We start from the raw sequence: 20,337 nt of genomic DNA on the forward strand, positions 1-20,337 counted from the left end.
TCTGTTTATTTTGCTTCTTGCAGTATATTGATTTTATCAATTTTTACTTCTTCTTTTGGTTTGTCTGAACTATCTGTTTCGACATTTGCAATAGCATCCACGACATCCATTCCTTCAATCACTTGACCGAAGACAGTGTACTGACCATCAAGGGAAGGATAACCGCCGTTTTTATAAGCATCGATAATCGCTTGAGGGTAATCATCTTTTAAAAGACCATCATGCATGTCATCTGAATTTTGAACGATAAAGAACTGGCTGCCGTTACTATTAGGATCTTGTGAGCGAGCCATAGATAACGCACCTCTTATATTGTAAAGGTGGTTGTTAATCTCTGTCTCAAATCCTTCTCCCCAAATGCTTTCGCCTCCAGTGCCATCGCCTTTAGGATCGCCGCCTTGGATCATGAAATCTTTGATGACGCGGTGAAAAGTCAAGCCATTATAGTAACCATCTTTTGCGTGTGTCATAAAGTTTTCAACTGCTTTAGGTGCATATTCAGGGAATAATTTGATTTTGATTGTGCCTTTATTTGTCACCATTTCGACCAAATCTTCATTTTCAGCTACATCTTTCGTCAATTGTGGCAATTCCAATGCATTCAAATCGACACTACTGGCAGTTGTACTTTCCGCAGTGGATGTACTCTTTGAACTTTCAGCGGATGAATTAGGAGAAGTCGTACTGTTTGCGGAACAACCAGCAAACAATAATGCTGCAGCTAAACTAATACTTAAAATAACTTTATTTTTCTTCATAACTATTCCTTTCCAATTTACTATTTTGTTATCTTTAATGATAACAAAATAGAGGAGAAATACCTACTTAAATTATTGGAATTTATCATTTATTTTAAAAGAAAAAGAAAAGGTGTAGACCATTTGTCTTGTCTTTGCTATAATGTAAGTGGATACAAAAACGAAAAGATGCAGGAGGAAATGGTAATATGGGAAAATTAGGAATCTCGATTTATCCAGAACGATCAACATTTGAAAAGGACAAAGCGTACTTGGATTTAGCTCATAAGTATGGGTATAAACGGGTTTTTACCAGTTTACTGCAAATCAACGACGACAAAGAAAAAGTTCTTTCAGAATTTAAAGAAGTAGTTGATTATGCGAATAGCCTAGGCATGGAAGTAATGGTGGATATCAATCCAGCGTTATTTGAACAGTTGGAGATTTCTTACGATGACTTATCTTTTTTCCATAAGATGGGTGCCTATGGAGTTCGCTTAGATATCGGGTTCACCGGAGCAGAAGAAGCAAAAATGACGCGTAATCCTTTCGGTATCAAAATCGAGATCAATATGAGTTCGGGCACGAATTATGTTGACAACATCATGAGTTATTCGCCAAACACGGATAATTTATTAGGTTCTCATAATTTTTATCCTCATCGATATTCTGGTTTAGGCTACGACCATTTTGTTTTTTGTTCAGAAAAATTTAGAAAATATAATTTGAATACGATGGCGTTCGTCAATTCGCAATCCGCTGAGTTTGGCCCTTGGCCTACACAAGATGGCTTGTGCACACTAGAAGACCACCGAGACCTTGAGGTTGCTACACAAGTGAAGCATTTGATCCTTACAGGGCTGATTGATGATATTTCTATTGGAAATGCGTATGCAAGCGAAGAAGAATTGAAAGAAATGGCAGAAGCTTTTAATGCAGATTATCCAACATTGAAAGTAGATACGGAAGAAGGGATTACAGAAAACGAACGAATCTGCTTATTTGACAACCTCCACAGTTATCGAGGAGATCGCTCAGAGTATATCCTTCGTTCGACGATGACTCGTGTATATTATAAAGAAAAAGATTTTCCACCTCATAATACGCGAGATATGCATCATGGTGATGTGCTGATTGATAATGATGGGTATGGTCAATATAAGGGAGAAACACAAATCGCCTTGAAGGACATGAAAAATGACGGACGGGTCAATGTTGTAGGAAGAATTTCTGATGACGAACTGTTCCTCCTTGACTTTTTGAAACCTTGGTCAAGCTTTAAATTAATTGAAAATAAAAAATAGATAATGAGTTGCTGCAGAAATAATCCGCTAGAAATAGCCAATTATTTCTGCTTTTTTATTTTGTTTTTTTATAGGTTATAAAAATGAACATTGCATAGTAGAGATTCTTTGATTATACTAATTCAAGGTTAGATGAAAAAAGAGAAATGAGATGGATAATTTATGAAACTTTGGATGAAAATCCTTCTAGGCGTTGCCCTAGTTCTAATCGTTGCGCTATTGTTTGCAGGGAATTATTTTTATAATTATGCTGTCGTGCCGTCTGAGAAAGACTTTTTAGATGAAGATACACCAGGTACAACACAGACCTCCAAAGAAACGGATGCACATAAGTGGTTTAGTTCAAAAGAGAACCGAAGAAATTGGACAATCACTTCGAAAGACGGTCTGAAATTATCAGCGATTTATCTTCCTGCTGAAACGAAAAGTGAAAAAACAGCTCTAGTTGCTCATGGCTACATGGGAGATGCTGAAACAATGACCAATTATGCAAAGATGTTCCATGATATGGGCTACAATGTCCTTGTTCCTGATGCAAGAGGGCATGGAAAAAGCGAAGGGGATTATATTGGATTTGGATGGCCAGAGCGCAAAGACTATGTGCAGTGGATCAACAAAGTGTTAGAAGAAAATGGAAACTCGCAAGAAATCGTTCTGTATGGTGTCAGCATGGGGGCAGCAACTGTCATGATGACTAGCGGAGAAAAATTACCAAATAACGTAAAAGCAATTATTGAAGATTGCGGTTATTCTTCTGTCCATGATGAGCTTGCGTATCAGCTAGACGATATGTTTAGTCTTCCAGCATTTCCGCTTATGCAAGTAACGAGTCTAGTGACAAAAGTCCGTGCCGGCTACTTTTTCGGTGAGGCAAGTGCAGTGGATCAATTGAAGAAAAACCAGCGTCCAATGCTATTTATACATGGAGACGCAGACACATTTGTACCATTTGAAATGTTGGATAAGGTCTATCGTGCAACGAAGGGACCAAAAGAAAAGTATGTTGTAAAAGGAGCCGAGCATGCGGAAGCATACAAGACAGATCCTGAAAAGTATCAGCAAGTAGTCCAACAGTTTTTAAGCCAATATGTTCATTGAACTAGTTTAAATGCAAGAGGATAAAAAGAAACAAGCCTTTGACTGGATCCAGTCAAAGGCTTGTTTTATTGTTTGATTTATTAAATTACAAGTTAGCGAATTTTTCTAGTAAGCGAATCATTTGGCAAGTGAATCCGTACTCATTGTCATACCATGCAACAGTTTTGACAAGTTGGAAATCGCCAGCAGTTGTTACTTCTGTTTGGGTTGGGTCAAAGATCGATCCTTGAGTTGTGCCAATGACATCGCTAGAAACGATTTGACGGTCATCATACCCAAATGAAGGATTGTCAACTGTGTGTTTTTTGATTGCTTCATTTACTTGATCAGCAGTTACTTTGGTTTTCAATACTGAAACTAATTCAGTTAATGAACCATCAACGACTGGAACACGTTGCGCATGTCCTTGTAATTTTCCTTGTAACTCAGGGATAACTAAGCCGATTGCTTTTGCAGCACCAGTAGAATGTGGAATAGTGTTGTCAGCAGCTGAACGAGCAGCACGTAAATTACCGCCTCTTACTGGTCCATCTAACAGCATTTGGGTTGAAGTGTAGGCATGGACTGTTGTCATTGTACCAACTTCGATCCCAAATTCATTATTCAAGAAATAAGCCATAGGTGCTAAACAGTTTGTTGTACATGAACCTGCTGAGATGATTCGGTCGTTTTCATCTAATGTATCATCATTGACGTTATAGACGATGGTTTTCATTGCACCAGCTGGGGCAGAAATAACTACTCGTTTGACACCAGCATCTAAATGTGCTTTTGCTTTTTCTTCAGATGTATAAAAACCAGTACATTCTAGTACGATATCTACACCGTTTTCTTTTACCCAAGGGATTTTGCTTGCGTCGGGTTCTGCATAAACACGCGTTGCTTCGCCATCCACTACGATTGAGTCTTCTGTTGCAGTAACTGTGCCAGGATAAGTACCGTGAGTAGAGTCAAATTGCAATAATTGTGCCAACATAGTTGGACTTGTTAAGTCGTTGATTGCTACTACTTCAATATCATCTGATACTTCTTTGATGCGGCGGAAAGCCAGACGGCCGATACGCCCAAATCCGTTAATACCTACTTTTACTGTCATATCAAAAGTTCCTCCTTTATTAGGGGTGCTATGAAACGGCATCCTCAATTAATACAATTAATACACTGTTATTCTGCTACGCAAAGCATATTTTGTCAAAAAATTATACTCGATAGCAGAAAAATGGTTGGAAACCTTACCAAATAATAAAAAAAGAAGAAGGCAATCAATCTTTTTGCTGAAATGATAGACAAAAACAGATTTCACCGATAAAATAAGGAAGACTTTTGTTTATTGTGGAAATTCAGGCAGTCAAATAAATAAATTGAATAATAGGAGGACTTAATTATGTCCATGTTTTTAGATCAAGTAACGATCGATGTGAAAGCTGGCAAGGGCGGAGACGGAATGGTTGCATTTCGTCGCGAAAAATACGTTCCTGACGGCGGACCGGCTGGTGGAGACGGTGGTCGTGGCGGTGATGTCATCTTGGTCGTCGATGAAGGTTTGCGTACATTGATGGACTTTCGTTTTAATCGCCATTTCAAAGCGCAGCCAGGTGAAAATGGAATGAGTAAAGGGATGCACGGCCGTGGTTCAGAAGATACCTATGTGAAAGTACCGCAAGGAACCACTGTCCGAGATGCAGAGACTGGTGCTCTTTTAGGAGACTTAATTGAAAATGGTCAAACACTAGTTGTGGCGAAAGGGGGACGTGGCGGACGAGGAAATATTCGGTTTGCCTCTCCTCGGAACCCTGCACCGGAAATTGCTGAAAACGGGGAACCAGGACAAGAACGAAAAATCGAACTGGAATTGAAAGTATTGGCAGACGTTGGGCTTGTAGGCTTTCCATCTGTTGGAAAATCGACTTTGCTATCTGTGATTTCATCTGCTCGTCCAAAGATCGGCGCTTATCATTTCACGACACTAGTCCCTAACTTGGGAATGGTTACTACAAGTGATGGCAGAAGTTTTGCCGCAGCAGACTTGCCAGGGTTGATTGAAGGAGCTTCGCAAGGTGTTGGGCTAGGTACACAATTCCTTCGTCATATCGAAAGAACGCGAGTTATTTTACATGTGATCGATATGAGCGGGATGGAAGGACGAGATCCTTACGAAGACTATCTTGCCATCAACAAAGAATTATCTACTTACAACTTACGCTTGTTAGAGCGTCCGCAAATCATCGTGGCTAACAAAATGGATATGCCGGATGCACAGGAAAACCTAGTGAAATTCAAAGAACAGCTGAACAAGGAAAAAGAAGACGAATTCGCTGATGATATCCCAGTATTTCCAATTTCTGGAGTGACTCGACAAGGATTGGATGCGTTATTGAATGCTACAGCAGACTTGTTAGAAGTAACGCCAGAATTCCCATTGTACGAGGAAGAACTGGAAGAAGAAACTGTACACTATGGATTCAATCCAGAAGGTCCTGAGTTCCAGATCAATCGTGATTCAGATGCAACGTGGATCTTATCTGGTGAGAAGATCGAAAAATTATTCCAAATGACGAATTTCGATCATGATGAAACGGTAATGCGTTTTGCTCGTCAATTACGTGGTATGGGTGTGGATGAGGCACTTCGAGCACGTGGGGCGAAAGATGGCGACCTTGTCCGTATCGGTGAATTTGAATTTGAATTTGTCGAATAGGCAAACAAATAAAAACAAATACCAAAAAATATAGATTCAAATCTAAGGGGAGTATGGCTGAGGCCATTCTCCTTTTTTATTAGGTAGAAAAGAGTGCTTTTCTTTTCTTATTTTACAATTAAAGGTAAAATAAATAACAAGAAGGTATGAAAGGGGCGTTTTCAATGAGCAAGCGAGTAATCATTTTAAATTTTCAAGTAGAAAGCCAAGCATATCAGGCATTTTCAGAAATCAAAAAACTCCATGCTGTTCGTTCGATCAAAGGAGAACAGATGGCCGTTGTCAGCCATGATCCCAATGGAACCCATCAATTCAAAATAGAAGATTTTATCGACTTTACTGGTAATAACAAATCTTCTACTGGTGGTTTGATTGGTATGTTGGTTGGCGTATTAGGTGGGCCGCTAGGGATTCTATTAGGATGGTTTGCTGGAGGGATGATCGGTGCGACACAAGATGCAAAAGAAATAAAAGATGCTCAGACTGTGTTCGACTTTGTAGGAAATAAAATCGGTGAAGGAGCTACAGGACTGATTTTGATTGCGGATGAAGAAGACAATCGTCCATTGAATCAATTAGTGATGATGGAATTAGGCGGAGAAATCACCCGTTTGGATTATGAAGATGTCGAAAAAGATGTGCATGATGCGAAGGAAGCCGAAAAGCAGGCGAAAGAAGCTGCCCAAAAGACTTGGGAGGACAAACATCCGCAATCTTCCGATGACAATGAGAGTTCCGAATCTTCAAATTAATAAAAACAGCAGAGAATCTCAAAAGGATTCGCTGCTGTTTTTACAATGGAGTTTAAAGGAGTTTAAAGAAAACGTTATCACAGAAGAACATTATTTTTATTTGAAGCCTTTCTCGACTTACGGTTGATTATCCTATCTTTTTCCCCTAAAATTAAAGAGGAACTTAAAGAAAGTCAGGTAGATTATGGAATTACAATTTTTAGGAACAGGCGCAGGTGTTCCTGCAAAACATAGAAATGTGACAAGCATAGCATTGAAACTTTTAGACGAACGTAATGAAGTTTGGTTATTCGACTGTGGTGAAGGCACGCAAATGCAGATTTTGCGAACGACTATCCGTCCGAGAAAAATCGGAAAAATTTTCATTACACATTTACACGGCGATCATATTTTTGGGCTTCCCGGACTCATCAGCAGCCGTTCATTTCAAGGTGGGGATACGCCATTAGAGATTTACGGGCCAAAAGGGATAGAGGAATACATAAAAGTCTCTTTAGGCATTTCGCAAACACGGTTAAGTTATCCGCTGAAATTCATCGAGTTAAATGAAACAGACCCGATTTTTACTGATCAGCAATTTTCTGTTTATGCAAAAAAACTAAATCATGGAATCGACAGTTTCGGTTATCGTGTGGTTGAACATGATCATAAAGGAGAATTGCAGGTGGATCGTCTGAAAGAATTAGGCATTCCCGCTGGACCACTGTACGGCAAGCTAAAGCAAGGGGAAACGATCCAACTAGAAGATGGTCGGACGATCAATGGAAAAGATTTCGTAGGCCCAAATAAAAAAGGGCGGATCGTGACTATTTTGGGGGACACGAGAAAAACACATAATTCTGTTGTGCTTGCGGAAAACAGTGATATTCTGGTACATGAAAGCACATTTAATAAAGATGAAGCAAGAATGGCGCATAACTATTTCCATTCCACGACTCATCAAGCTGCTGAAGTAGCAAAAGAAGCGCAGGCAAAACGGTTGTTGCTTACTCATATCAGTGCAAGATATTTAGGAAAAGCAGCTCTAGAGCTTGAAAAAGAAGCAAAAGAAGTGTTTGAAAACACAACGATCATGAAAGATTTTGATAGCATTGAGATACCATTTCGTGAGGAGGATGAGGCATGAATTTAGAAGATAAAGTTGTTTTAGTAACAGGTAGTTCAGGTGGTCTAGGCGCGCAAATCTGTTATGAAGCAGCAAAGCAAGGAGCAATCGTTATAAGTTGCGCACGAAGAATGGCATTTGTAGAAGGTGTCAGAGACGAGTGCAGACGCTTGAGTGGCAAAGAGGCTTATGCTTTCAAAGTAGACGTCAGCGATCCTTATAGTGTGGATGAACTATATGAAAAAGTAATGGAAGAAGTTGGACGTGTCGATATTCTGGTAAACAATGCTGGTTTTGGTATTTTCGAGGAATTCCTTACATTCGATCTCGGAAAAGCGTACGATATGTTTGAAGTCAATATCTTAGGAATGATGGTTTTGACACAAAAATTTGCGATCAATATGGCAGAAAGAAGACAAGGACATATTATTAATATCGCCTCAATGGCTGGGAAAATGGCAACTGCAAAATCAACGGTTTATTCTGCCACGAAATTTGCAGTCCTTGGCTTTTCCAACGCCTTGCGATTAGAATTGAAACCACTTGGTGTAGCTGTTACGACAGTAAATCCAGGTCCAATCGAGACAGATTTCTTTGACAAGGCTGATCCAAGCGGAAGCTATTTGGAAAAAGTCGGGCAAATCGTTTTAGAACCTACTAAGTTGGCAAAAATGATTGTCCGCAATATGAGACATCCAAAACGGGAAATCAATCAACCGTTTATTTTAGAAGTTGCATCAAAATTTTATACGCTGTTTCCAACGATTGGTGATTATTTAGCCAGCGGAATTTTTAACAAAAAGTAGGTGGAGGAATTGAAAAAGCAAAGCAATGTGATTCTTGGATTTATCTTAGTTTTGATTATTGTTCTTTTTGCTGTATTGAACAATAAAAATGTCCCTGTAAGTTTTGGCTTCACTTCCTTTTCTGCACCGTTGATCTTAGTGATCATCGGTTCTGCGCTGATTGGTGCACTGATCGTATTCTTGACTGCTTCGGCAACACTATGGCAGCAAAAAAAGCAAATCAAGCAGCTGACTCAGGAAATATCAGAATACCAAACAGATCTGCAAAAGAAAATTGAAGAAGCAAAAGAAGAACAGCAACGCGAGTTTAGAAACGAACGCGCGGAGTTGGAAGCTGCTTACCAGGCGGAATTACAAGCGAAAACAACACAAATCAGTCAATTGAAAGCGCCGGAAGAACAAAAAACGCAAGTACCAAAACAAAGCTTCAATTATTTTGACTAATAGGGATATTTCATAAATGGTCGTATAAAAGATCGGGTCCTGCTGAACATCAGTCTAGCGGATCTGATCTATTTTTATTCTTTCTTTCTGCTTTTTTTTGCTGATTTCCTTTGCTATAATAACTAAGTTAGGAGTGAGAAAGTGAGACAAGCAAATTTTGATTGGAAGTTAAGCGAGACAGAGCCTTCTGAATCCTTTCTCCAAATGATCCGTGAACTGAAATTATCTCCATTTGTCGGTAAGTTACTGTGGCAAAGAGGTTACCATGAGGAAGAGGATATCAACCGATTTTTACATCCAAAGGAACAAGAACTACATGATCCGTATCTGATGCACGATATGGATAAAGCAATCAGTCGAATACAAGAAGCTGTAATCAGTGGAGAAAAAATCCTCGTTTATGGTGATTATGATGCAGACGGAATCACCAGTGCAACGGTAATGAAAGAAACACTGGAATTACTTGGCGCAGAAGTAGAAGTATTTTTGCCAAATCGATTTGAGCACGGGTATGGACCAAATCGATCGGTATACCAAGAAAAGATCGAAAAAGGCATCCAGTTGATCATCACTGTTGATAACGGGGTAGCAGGAAATGATGCAGTAGCATATGCACAGCAAGCTGGTGTAGACGTGATCATTACAGACCATCACGAACTACCTGAGAAATTACCAGACGCCTATGCGATTGTTCATCCTCGTCATCCAGCGGGGCAATATCCATTTCCAGATCTGGCAGGAGTCGGAGTAGCATTCAAAGTAGCTTCTGCATTGTTGGAAGAACCACCTGCAGAATTTTTGGATTTAGTAGCGATAGGAACAATCGCCGATTTAGTTTCATTGACTGATGAGAATCGAATCCTTGTTTCATTAGGAATCGATGCCATCCATCATTCAGAACGGATAGGACTTCAGGCGCTGTTTGAAGAAAGCGGCATAAAAATGAGGGATGCAGACGAAACAACGATCGGCTTTTCGATTGCGCCCAGACTAAATGCCATTGGTCGAATGGGCGACCCGCGACCTGCCGTTTCATTGCTTGCAACGTTTGACGAAGAAGGGGCATCCATTCAAGCAAAAAAATTGAATGAAATCAATGAAGAAAGAAAAGCAATCGTAGAGCAGATAACAGAAGAAGCATTAGCAATGGTCAATAAGGAGAATCATATCCATCTATTGGTAAACCGAGGATGGCATGAAGGTGTTTTAGGTATTGTTGCAGGAAAAATAATGAACGAAACTGGTAAACCAACGCTTGTTCTTACTTTAAAAGAAGACGGATCAGCTAAAGGTTCTGGACGTAGTGTTGAAGCCTTGAACCTTTTTGAAATGCTTGACCAGATGCGGGATCTATTTACTTATTTTGGAGGACATCATGCAGCAGTCGGGTTAACGATGCCAAGTGAAAATGTCACAATACTACAGGAGAAGATGAACCAATATATAGTCGATCGTCAAATCGATTTGACAAGAGGACCTGAATTAAGAATTGATGAAGTGCTACTTCCGAATGAAGTAACAGTAGAGCGTATTGATGAACTAAAATTATTAGCGCCATTTGGTACAGATAATCCTTTACCTCAATTTTTATTTCGGCAAGTCCAAGTAGCGAATGTCAAAAAAATCGGAGCAAACCAACAGCATCTGAAATTTGTCCTTTCCGATGAATCTAGTCAGCTTGATGCGGTCGCTTTTGGTTTTGGAACTCAAGAAGAAGAACTGCTGAATAATCTAGTAGATGTAGTAGGAAAGCTTTCGATCAATGAATGGAATGGACGTAAGAAACCACAACTGATGGTATCTGATTTTGCAGTAGGTGGTCTGCAGGTATTTGATTGGCGGGCAAAACGTTTCCGTGAACAGAGCCGAACATCTGAAGACAGTCTTTATTTAGCTTTTGATTCTTCGACGTTGAAATTCGTGCCGGAGCGCATCCAAGAAACGGCGATTGTTTTCGAAGGAATGGACTTTATACAAGCAGTAATTGAAAAAAGAAAACCGAAATCTCTGGTTATTATGGATTGTCCAGATGATTTAGCAAAGCTGAAAGAAGTCTTTGGGTCTTATTCATTCAATCGTGTTTATCTGATGGGGATTTCACCTGATGAGGCTTATTTGAATGGGGTAGGCACAAGAGAACAGTACGCAAAATTGTTTAAATTGATCCATTCTCAAGAACGAATAGATATACGTCATAAAATAAAAGCAGTAGCTCAATATTTGAGTATCCCTGAAAAATTATTAATTTTTATGATACAGGTGTTTTTTGAATTGAAATTTGTTACAATAGAGAACGGTGTTTTACAAAAAGTCGCCAGCCCAGAAAGTCATCCTTTGACTGAGAGCAAATTATACCAGCGGCGGCTAAATAAAATCAAAGTTGAGGAATTTTTGCTTTTGAGCGATATTCCTACCATAAAGAAATGGTTAACAACCTAGGAGGAAACAAAGAGTGGATTTAAAAGATTATATTGCCAGTATTCCCGACTATCCGTCAAAAGGAATTGTGTTCAGAGATATTTCCCCGCTGATGGCAGATGGTGATGCTTATCGGGAAGCTACGAAGCAAATCGTAAATTATGCAAAAGAAAAACGAATTGATATGGTAGTTGGACCAGAAGCACGTGGGTTCATCGTAGGATGTCCTGTTGCTTATGAGTTAGGAGTCGGTTTTGCACCAGTCCGCAAAAAAGGAAAATTACCTCGAGAAACCATCGAAGTGACTTATGGATTAGAATATGGAACAGATACATTGACATTGCATAAGGATGCCATTAAACCAGGTCAGCGTGTGCTGATTTGTGACGATTTGCTGGCTACAGGTGGAACGATCAAAGCGACAATCGAACTGATCGAACAATTAGGTGGTGTAGTCGTAGGCTGCGCATTTTTAATCGAATTGATGGATCTCCATGGACGCGACAAAATCAAAGGATACGACATTATTACATTAATGGAATATTAAGCAGAAAAAGCGATTTATGATTTATAATTTATAAAGAAGCGATTTTGAAGCGACCCTCAAAAGTCAGATAGGCACTCTGACGCTTGAGGGTCGCTATTTTTTTATAAATGGAGCCAGTCAAAGTCCAGTAAAAGTTCGAAAAAAAGGATGTGACCGTTTTTTGTCACACCCTCGTAAAAGTTTAACTTTTTGTCTTTTGAACAATTAGCAGTCAATCCTCATTATGATTGCCTGGATCTGTAGTAGGGTTCATGATAGAAATGATCTTCATGAATTCTGCGCCGCTCAGATTGACGGTACTTCTTTTCATCCCACAACATGAACCACAAAGTAAATAACGGAACAAACACAAGTAAAGCTGGACGTATGCCGAAATTACCAATAATAATACCTAAAAACAAAACAGTTAATACTAAGCCAAGACGTCTCATTGATTTCATGAATTCTCACCTCGTTAATTTATGCGAACAATTGTTCGTATATTTAGTATACGAATATTTGTTCGGTTTGTAAAGAGGGAAGCGATAAAAATTTGAAAGAAGAAGAACTTGGGCGAAAAAAGAGTTTGAGACAATGGTCTCAAACTCGGTTTTAAAAAATTTCTTTTTTAGTACTAATTAATAGATATGACTACGATAAAGCCCTACTACTCGTCCTAATATAGATACTTGATCTAAAATTATTGGTTCGAGTAAGTCGTTTTCAGGTTGAAGACGGAAGTAGTTTTTTTCTTTATAGAATCGTTTGCAAGTCGCTTCATCCTCTGCAGTCATTGCAATGACGATATCACCGTTTTGTGCAGTTTCCTGCTTCCGAACGATCACGTTGTCGCCATCCAAAATTCCAGCATTGATCATACTATCTCCACGAATCGTCAGCATAAAGAGACTGCCTTCTTCAGAAGAAAGATTAGGAGGGATCGGAAAGAAGTCCGAAGCATCCTCTACTGCTAAAATTGGTTCTCCAGCTGTTACTACGCCAAGTACTGGAATAGTTGTTGGACGAATCCCAATCTTTTCTAAACCTTGTTTTGTCAACTCGATTGCACGAGGTTTCGTCGGATCTCTTTGGATAAACCCTTTTTTTTCAAGCCGTGCAAGATGACCGTGAACAGTAGAAGTAGAAGAAAGCTGAACAGCTTCCCCGATTTCACGGACAGTTGGCGGGTATCCTTTTTGGGTTACTTGTTCATGGATATAACGTAAGACTTCAATTTGTCTTGATTCAGTTTGTCGGGCCACAAGGTACACCTTCTTTCACTTGATAAATAAATAGTACCATATAAAAAGCGCTAAATCAAACGAATGTTCGTATTTTATTTAGTTTATCTAGTTGTTTTTTTTTCAGTTTTTATATAATATGAAGGAGAGTAAAAGGAGGGCTGAGCATGCTGTCACCTGAAAAAATAGAGCGGATCAATGAACTTGCACGTAAAAAGAAGGAAAATGGTCTCTCGAAAGCCGAAGAACAAGAACAAATCAACTTGCGTAAAGAGTATTTGGAAGCTTTTCGTTCCGGTATGCGTCATCATATCGAAGGAATGAAAGTCGTCGATCCTGAGGGCAATGACGTGACCCCGGAAAAATTAAAAGAAATCCAAAAGAAAAAAGGCTTACACAACCGAAATGACAACTTTTAGTAAAAAATACTGAAAATGATTGCTTTTTCGTTTGACATCTTATAGAATGAGAGTGTAAGAAATAAAGGTAAAAAAAACCTAAATTAATAGGAGGGGTTATTTTGTTTGACAAAATTGACCAACTTGGCGTTAACACAATTCGTACATTAAGTATTGAAGCAGTCCAAAAAGCAAACTCAGGACATCCTGGATTGCCGATGGGCGCAGCACCTATGGCATATGCGTTATGGACAAAACACCTGAAAGTAAATCCAACGACATCGAAAAATTGGGCTGATCGCGACCGTTTCATTCTTTCAGCAGGACATGGGTCAGCAATGTTATATAGTTTACTTCATTTAGCTGGCTATCAAGTGACAATTGATGATTTGAAACAATTCCGTCAATGGGATTCTAAGACACCGGGACATCCTGAAGTCCATCATACAGATGGTGTAGAAGCTACTACAGGCCCATTAGGCCAAGGAATTGCAATGGCTGTTGGTATGGCGATGGCAGAAGCACATCTTGCAGCCACTTATAACAAAGAAAACTTCAACGTAATGGATCACTATACGTATGCAATTTGTGGGGATGGAGACTTGATGGAAGGAGTCTCTCAAGAAGCAAGTTCGATGGCAGGTCATATGAAGTTAGGTAAATTAATCGTTTTATATGATTCAAACGATATTTCATTAGATGGTCCAACTTCAAAAGCGTTCACAGAAAATGTTGGTGCTCGTTATGAAGCATATGGCTGGCAACATATCTTAGTGAAAGACGGAAATGACCTAGAAGCAATCTCTAAAGCGATTGAAGAAGCAAAAGCTGAAACAGATAAACCAACGTTGATCGAAGTAAAAACAGTCATCGGCTACGGTGCTCCTAAAGAAGGAACATCTGCTGTTCATGGTGCTCCTCTTGGTGAAGATGGTATCAAGATGGCTAAAGAAGTTTACGGATGGGATTATCCAGACTTCACTGTTCCCGAAGAAGTAGCTGCCCGCTTCCATCAAACAATGATAGAAGAAGGACAAAAAGCGGAAGATGCGTGGAATGAAATGTTTGCCAATTATAAAAAAGCTTATCCTGAATTAGCACAACAATTTGAAGATGCCTTTGATGGAAAACTGCCAGAAAACTGGGATGCAGAATTGCCAACTTATGAAGTGGGAAGCAGTCAAGCAAGCCGTGTTTCAAGTAAAGAAGTCATCCAAGAATTATCGAAAGCTATACCAAGTTTCTGGGGTGGTTCAGCAGATTTATCAGGTTCCAATAATACAATGGTAGCTGCTGATAAAGATTTTACTCCTGAACATTATGAAGGACGTAACATCTGGTTTGGCGTTCGCGAATTTGCGATGGCTTCGGCTATGAATGGTATCCAACTTCATGGCGGAACTCGTATCTATGGCGGAACATTCTTTGTCTTTGTCGATTACCTAAGACCAGCTGTTCGTTTAGCAGCGATTCAACATACGCCTGTTGTTTACGTTTTGACACATGACTCCGTTGCTGTCGGAGAAGACGGACCAACACACGAACCGATTGAACAATTAGCTTCTGTTCGTTGCATGCCTGGTGTCCAAGTGATTCGTCCAGCAGACGGAAATGAAACACGTGCTGCTTGGAAAGTGGCGATGGAGACTAGTGATGCGCCTACTATCCTTGTATTGAGCCGCCAAAACCTTCCTGTATTGCCTTCTACAAAAGAAGTAGCAGATGAAATGGTCAAAAAAGGCGCATACGTTCTTTCTCCAGCTAAAGGAGAAACACCAGAAGGTATTTTGATTGCAACTGGCTCTGAAGTTGATTTAGCCGTGAAAGCTCAAAAAGAATTGGCAGAAAACGGGAAAGATGTTTCTGTTGTCTCTATGCCAAGCTTCGACCTGTTTGAAAAACAATCTTCTGAATACAAAGAAAGCGTACTTCCTAAAGCAGTGAAGAAACGCGTGGCGATCGAAGCTGCTGCATCATTCGGATGGGAACGCTATGTGGGTACAGAAGGAACAACGATTACCATCGATCATTTCGGTGCATCTGCTCCTGGTGCTAAAATTTTAGAAGAGTTTGGATTTACAGTAGAAAATGTTGTGAATACGTACAATCAATTATCATAGACACCAATCATTGTTTGAATGATAAAGACAGCTGTCTGCAAGTTGGAGGCAGCTGTTTTTTATGTGGTGGTAAGAATAAATCAATGTTACTTTTCGTTTTCTTTTATATTACATTTAAATGACAAAACAAAGAATTCTTCGGATTAGTTTGTGTTTCTTGAGAATTAAAAGTATAATTTAATTAATTAAGTTTGTTTTAAGAAGAGAACTTTTTAGTAAGTTTTTTTATTTTGAGGAGGAATTTGAATGCAAGAGCTGAAGACCCGCAGTGCCCGACACCATAGACCTAAAAGAAACATGGTGATCAATAAAAAAGCGATTGCTCCTTTAATTGGAACGAGTCTTTTAGTTGGGCCGATGATGGTTACAGCGGTACCGCAAAGTGTTCATGCAGATGAACAAGGATCTCAAACAGTTGCTGATCCTCAAGCGTTTATCGATCAAATCGGCTGGTCTGCATCAGAAGTTGCTGCAAGTAATGACTTGTATGCTTCAGTCATGATCGCTCAAGCGTTGTTGGAAAGTGCATATGGTACTTCCGGATTAGCTAGTGCGCCCAATTATAATTTGTTCGGTGTAAAAGGAAGCTATAACGGACAGGTCGTTTATATGGCAACCAAAGAATATGTAAACGGACAATGGGTAACGATGAATGAACCATTCCGAAAATATTCTTCTTATTGGGAATCCTTCCAAGACCACGCAAATGTTCTTCGTTCAACCAGTTTTTCAACAGGCGATTATCATTATGCTGGTGTATGGAAAAGCAATACAACAAGTTTTTATGATGCAACAGCGTACTTGACAGGTCGTTACGCTACTGATCCAGATTATGGAACCAAATTGAACTCATTGATTAATACTTATAATTTAACCCGTTTTGATACACCATCAACTGGTTCGGCGACAACAACAACTACAAGTACAACAACAACAACTACTACGACGACTTCAACGTCATCATCATCGTCGACAACAGGTACGGATACAAATAGTAGTCAAACATATACAGTTGTATCAGGAGATACGCTATGGGATATTGCACAAAAATTTGGCATGTCTGTTGATGATCTAATGGCGAAAAACGGCATGTCCATGTCCAGTTATTCTTTATTAGTCGGACAAGAACTAAACGTGTGATTTAGATAAAAAGGCAAAGAAACGACCATATCTGGTATATCTTTGTCTTTTTTTTTACTAGTCAAAGACGAATCACTCGCCAGAAATGAACAGATTGTATTATGATAAGTAGGGAAGAGCAAAGACAAGGAGGAATTGAAGATGACAGCTATCTATAACTCAGTCACCGAATTGATTGGTAAAACGCCAATCGTCAAATTAAATAAACTCGTACCAGAAGATTCAGCAGATGTATTTGTGAAACTTGAGTTTTTTAATCCAGGAGGAAGTGTAAAGGACCGGATTGCTCTAAGTATGATAGAAAAAGCGGAACATGATGGATTACTGAAACCAGGAGATACTATCATTGAACCTACCTCCGGAAATACAGGAATCGGATTGTCGATGGTAGGAGTCGCGAAAGGATATAAAGTCATTATCGTGATGCCTGAGACGATGAGTATCGAAAGACGTTTATTGATGAAAGGATACGGCGCAGAGTTGATTCTGACGCCTGGTGTGGATGGTATTTCTGGATCCATTAGAGAAGCAGAACGTTTAGCAAAAGAAAATGGCTACTTTTTACCATTACAATTTGAAAATGAAGCAAATCCTCTTGTACATGAAAAAACGACTGGTCCAGAGATTCATCAAGCCTTTGGAGTAAATGGATTGGACGCTTTTGTCGCAGGTATCGGGACAGGCGGGACAATCACTGGCGCTGGCCGAGAATTAAAACGTGTGTATCCAAAAATCGAATTAGTAGGGGTAGAACCGGCAGAATCTGCCATTTTAGAAGGAAAAGAAGCGGGTCCTCACAAGATCCAAGGAATCGGTACAGGATTTGTCCCTAAAACACTGGATACCTCTGTATATGATAAAGTCCTTTCCGTGACTGGTGACGAAGCGATGGAAACAGCTAGAGAAGTCGGACGAAAAGAAGGGATTTTAGTTGGTATCTCATCTGGTGCTGCAATTGCTGCCGCATTAAAAGTCGCAAAAGAACTAGGGAAAGGCAAAAAGGTATTAGCAGTCGTTCCCGACAATGGTGAACGTTATTTATCTACAGCCCTTTACCAAGAAATGTAAGTAAACTTGTTTCTCTATAAATAGGTTTATGTGGAAGGCTTTTACAGATGAAAAGAGAAAACACAAAAATCTATGATAAGAAAAGAGTTAGTTGAATAGAGACGTAGAATGGTGAACATGACTGTTTTACGTCTTTTTTTCATTAAAATACAATAAAATTGAATTTTCTTTTCATGTTAAGTGGATTTTAAAATGTAAAAATAGTATGATAAGACGAGAATAACAACGTGGGGTGTTTACATGGAAAATAAGTTAGTCGAAGAGGTTATCGAAAAGTTAAAAAAAGAGAACATTCGAATCACACCTCAACGGTATGCGGTTTTAGAATATTTGATTGAACATCATTCCCATCCAACAGCTGATGAGATTTATAAAGCACTTGAACATCGTTTCCCAAACATGAGTGTTGCGACCGTTTACAACAATCTTCGTCTGTTTACTTCGATTGGATTTGTTCAAGAAATGAAGTACGGCGATGCTTCTAGTCGCTTTGATTTCAGCTCAAAGCGTCACTATCATGTGATTTGCGAAAACTGCGGTAAGATCGTTGATTTTCATTACCCAGGGTTAGAAGATATAGAAATGGCTGCGAGTAGGCTGACTGATTTTGAGATTAACGAACATCGGTTGGAATTGTATGGACTTTGTCCAGACTGTAAAGAATCAGCAAAAAAGGCACAAATGTAAAACAGTTTCTACAAGTGTTACACTTAAAAAAGCTGGCTACGTAAAAAAACGCTAGCTTTTTTTATTTTTTTGTCTTTTATTCACAAGGACAAACGTTAAAGTGAATGTTATCACAATGAGGATCTTGCTAACAATGGATTTCTATGATTGTAAATGAGTAAAACTACAAATAAACCTTTGTGAATTCACAAGCATTAAACTGTTGTATCCGTTTTATTTCTGTTATAGTAATTTTGTCGAAGGACAAAATGTTAATCGGAGGGACCATAAATGAAAGTAGTAGTAATTGGCTGTACTCATGCAGGTACTGCAGCTGTAAAAAGTATTTTAAAAAATCATCCAGAAGCAGAAGTGACAGTGTATGAAAGAAATGACAATATTTCTTTCTTATCTTGCGGTATCGCACTTTATGTCGGCGGAGTAGTAAAAGACCCAGCAGGCTTGTTCTACTCAAACCCTGAAGAATTATCTTCATTAGGAGCAACAGTTAAAATGGAACACGATGTAACAGACGTCGATACAGAAAACAAAACAGTGACGGCAAAAGATCTGAAAACAGGAGAAACAGAAACGGTTTCTTATGATAAATTAGTAATGACAACTGGTTCATGGCCTATCATCCCACCGATTAGTGGAATTGATGCAAAAAATGTACTCCTATGCAAAAACTACAACCAAGCAAATGAAATCATTGCACAAGCGAAAGAAGCAAAACGTGTAGTAATCGTTGGTGGTGGGTATATCGGTATTGAATTAGTCGAAGCTTTTGTCGAATCTGGAAAACAAGTAACATTGATTGATGGGTTAGATCGCATCTTGAACAAATATCTAGATAAACCATTCACAGATATCCTAGAAAAAGAATTGACAGACCGTGGTGTCACTCTTGCATTAGGTGAAAATGTTACTGAATTCATCACAGATGAAGAAGGAAAAGTGAAACAAGTAGCTACACCAACAGATACATTTGATACAGATATGGTCATTTTATGTGTGGGCTTCCGTCCAAATACAAAACTGATCGAAGGAAAAGTAGAGACACTGCCAAACGGGGCAATCAAAGTAAATGAATACATGCAAACAAGTGATCCAGATATTTTTGCCGCTGGAGATTCAGCAGTAGTCAACTACAATCCAAGTGGCACACAAAACTATATTCCTCTGGCAACAAATGCCGTGCGCCAAGGATTGCTTGTAGGAAATAACTTGACAGAGCATAAAATGGCGTATCGTGGGACTCAAGGAACTTCAGGACTTTATCTCTTTGGCTGGACGATTGGCTCGACAGGAGTGACCAAAGAAAGCGCAACATTGAACGATCTAGAAGTCCAAGCAACGGTATTTGAAGACAATTATCGTCCAGAGTTCATGCCGACTACCGAAAAAGTAATGATGGAGTTAGTTTATGAAAAAGGCACAAATCGTATCGTTGGTGCTCAGTTCATGTCTAAATACGACATTACGCAATCAGCAAATACTATGTCTTTAGCTGTTCAAAATAAAATGACTGTAGAAGATCTTGCTCTTTCAGACTTCTTCTTCCAACCACATTTTGACCGTCCTTGGAATTACTTGAACCTACTTGCACAAGCAGCGCTAGGCGAAATCGAAACAGCACAATAAAGAAAGACAGACGAGAGCGGTTAGGAAAAAGCTGTTTAGTTTTGACTAAATACCGTTTATTTTGGAAAAAGGGTTGTGACGTATTTTTTGTCACGACCCTCTGTCTTTTTGTGAAAAGTACAATTAGTTGTCTTTCTTCGCATTTTTTGTCACAATAAGCAACAAAGATAAA

Annotated in this window: 19 protein-coding genes; 15 read left to right on the top strand and 4 right to left on the bottom strand. The window is 39.2% G+C overall.

Translation table 11 applies throughout. From position 1 onward, the window contains the following. Positions 1-5: 5 nt before the first annotated feature. Positions 6-758, bottom strand: a complete 753-nt coding sequence (locus tag HMPREF2731_RS10435) for a peptidylprolyl isomerase (protein ID WP_070872916.1) — start codon at positions 756-758, stop codon at positions 6-8. A 188-nt stretch (positions 759-946) separates the two neighbouring features. Between HMPREF2731_RS10435 and HMPREF2731_RS10440 the strand changes: the two genes are divergently transcribed. Together HMPREF2731_RS10440 and HMPREF2731_RS10445 are read left to right on the top strand one after the other, a co-directional pair. Next, positions 947-2,041, top strand: a complete 1,095-nt coding sequence (locus tag HMPREF2731_RS10440) for a DUF871 domain-containing protein (RefSeq protein ID WP_002313810.1) — start codon at positions 947-949, stop codon at positions 2,039-2,041. A gap of 162 nt (positions 2,042-2,203) precedes the next feature. Next, positions 2,204-3,139 carry an alpha/beta hydrolase gene (locus HMPREF2731_RS10445; protein ID WP_002313809.1) on the top strand — a complete coding sequence of 312 codons (936 nt, stop codon included), beginning with the start codon at positions 2,204-2,206 and terminating at the stop codon, positions 3,137-3,139. A gap of 85 nt (positions 3,140-3,224) precedes the next feature. Here the strand turns inward: HMPREF2731_RS10445 and gap are convergent, their stop codons facing one another. Beyond that, complete coding sequence (gene gap, locus HMPREF2731_RS10450; RefSeq protein ID WP_002309387.1) at positions 3,225-4,235, bottom strand: type I glyceraldehyde-3-phosphate dehydrogenase; 1,011 nt, start codon at positions 4,233-4,235, stop codon at positions 3,225-3,227. A 288-nt stretch (positions 4,236-4,523) separates the two neighbouring features. Between gap and obgE the strand changes: the two genes are divergently transcribed. The 7 genes from obgE to HMPREF2731_RS10485 all read left to right on the top strand — a co-directional run bounded on the left by obgE (position 4,524) and on the right by HMPREF2731_RS10485 (position 11,909). Continuing rightward, on the top strand, positions 4,524-5,837 hold the full coding sequence (obgE, locus tag HMPREF2731_RS10455; protein WP_002313807.1) for a GTPase ObgE: 1,314 nt from the start codon (positions 4,524-4,526) through the stop codon (positions 5,835-5,837). A 164-nt stretch (positions 5,838-6,001) separates the two neighbouring features. Next, a complete protein-coding gene (locus HMPREF2731_RS10460) occupies positions 6,002-6,589 on the top strand; it encodes a hypothetical protein (protein ID WP_002309384.1) in 588 nt (195 codons plus the stop codon). 184 nt (positions 6,590-6,773) lie between these two features. Further along, positions 6,774-7,715, top strand: coding sequence for a ribonuclease Z (gene rnz / locus HMPREF2731_RS10465; RefSeq protein WP_002313806.1), 942 nt, complete (start codon positions 6,774-6,776; stop codon positions 7,713-7,715). Beyond that, on the top strand, positions 7,712-8,500 hold the full coding sequence (locus tag HMPREF2731_RS10470; RefSeq protein WP_002313805.1) for an SDR family NAD(P)-dependent oxidoreductase: 789 nt from the start codon (positions 7,712-7,714) through the stop codon (positions 8,498-8,500). The genes rnz and HMPREF2731_RS10470 overlap by 4 nt, the downstream gene beginning before the upstream one ends. Then, positions 8,501-8,944 carry a lipopolysaccharide assembly protein LapA domain-containing protein gene (locus HMPREF2731_RS10475; RefSeq protein ID WP_002309380.1) on the top strand — a complete coding sequence of 148 codons (444 nt, stop codon included), beginning with the start codon at positions 8,501-8,503 and terminating at the stop codon, positions 8,942-8,944. 141 nt (positions 8,945-9,085) lie between these two features. Beyond that, positions 9,086-11,383: a single-stranded-DNA-specific exonuclease RecJ gene (recJ, locus tag HMPREF2731_RS10480; protein WP_070872918.1), complete on the top strand. Its 2,298-nt coding sequence runs from the start codon at positions 9,086-9,088 to the stop codon at positions 11,381-11,383. A 13-nt stretch (positions 11,384-11,396) separates the two neighbouring features. Beyond that, complete coding sequence (locus HMPREF2731_RS10485; RefSeq protein WP_002295813.1) at positions 11,397-11,909, top strand: adenine phosphoribosyltransferase; 513 nt, start codon at positions 11,397-11,399, stop codon at positions 11,907-11,909. Between the two features lie 221 nt (positions 11,910-12,130). On the opposite strand, the gene HMPREF2731_RS10490 is transcribed toward HMPREF2731_RS10485, so the two are convergent. Together HMPREF2731_RS10490 and lexA are read right to left on the bottom strand one after the other, a co-directional pair. Then, complete coding sequence (locus HMPREF2731_RS10490) at positions 12,131-12,349, bottom strand: hypothetical protein (RefSeq protein ID WP_002297436.1); 219 nt, start codon at positions 12,347-12,349, stop codon at positions 12,131-12,133. 177 nt (positions 12,350-12,526) lie between these two features. Continuing rightward, complete coding sequence (lexA, locus tag HMPREF2731_RS10495) at positions 12,527-13,150, bottom strand: transcriptional repressor LexA (protein ID WP_002309378.1); 624 nt, start codon at positions 13,148-13,150, stop codon at positions 12,527-12,529. A 146-nt stretch (positions 13,151-13,296) separates the two neighbouring features. On the opposite strand from lexA, the gene HMPREF2731_RS10500 reads away from it, so the two are divergent. From HMPREF2731_RS10500 to HMPREF2731_RS10525, 6 genes are all read left to right on the top strand, one after another. Beyond that, complete coding sequence (locus tag HMPREF2731_RS10500) at positions 13,297-13,548, top strand: DUF896 family protein (RefSeq protein WP_002295816.1); 252 nt, start codon at positions 13,297-13,299, stop codon at positions 13,546-13,548. 101 nt (positions 13,549-13,649) lie between these two features. Further along, positions 13,650-15,647, top strand: a complete 1,998-nt coding sequence (gene tkt, locus HMPREF2731_RS10505; protein ID WP_002313803.1) for a transketolase — start codon at positions 13,650-13,652, stop codon at positions 15,645-15,647. 246 nt (positions 15,648-15,893) lie between these two features. Then, a complete protein-coding gene (locus HMPREF2731_RS10510; protein WP_002309375.1) occupies positions 15,894-16,787 on the top strand; it encodes a glucosaminidase domain-containing protein in 894 nt (297 codons plus the stop codon). 141 nt (positions 16,788-16,928) lie between these two features. Next, complete coding sequence (cysK, locus tag HMPREF2731_RS10515) at positions 16,929-17,855, top strand: cysteine synthase A (protein WP_002309374.1); 927 nt, start codon at positions 16,929-16,931, stop codon at positions 17,853-17,855. A 240-nt stretch (positions 17,856-18,095) separates the two neighbouring features. Next, entirely contained in the window at positions 18,096-18,542 is a 447-nt protein-coding gene (locus tag HMPREF2731_RS10520) for a Fur family transcriptional regulator (RefSeq protein WP_002289542.1), read from the top strand. Positions 18,543-18,812: 270 nt separating this feature from the next. Then, the gene (locus HMPREF2731_RS10525) at positions 18,813-20,165 is read left to right on the top strand and encodes an NADH oxidase (protein ID WP_002309372.1); all 1,353 of its coding nucleotides are present in this window, start codon (positions 18,813-18,815) and stop codon (positions 20,163-20,165) included. Positions 20,166-20,337: the final 172 nt, after the last annotated feature.

It is taken from the genome of Enterococcus sp. HMSC072F02, assembly GCF_001837725.1.
Taxonomy (GTDB): Bacteria; Bacillota; Bacilli; order Lactobacillales; family Enterococcaceae; genus Enterococcus_B; species Enterococcus_B lactis.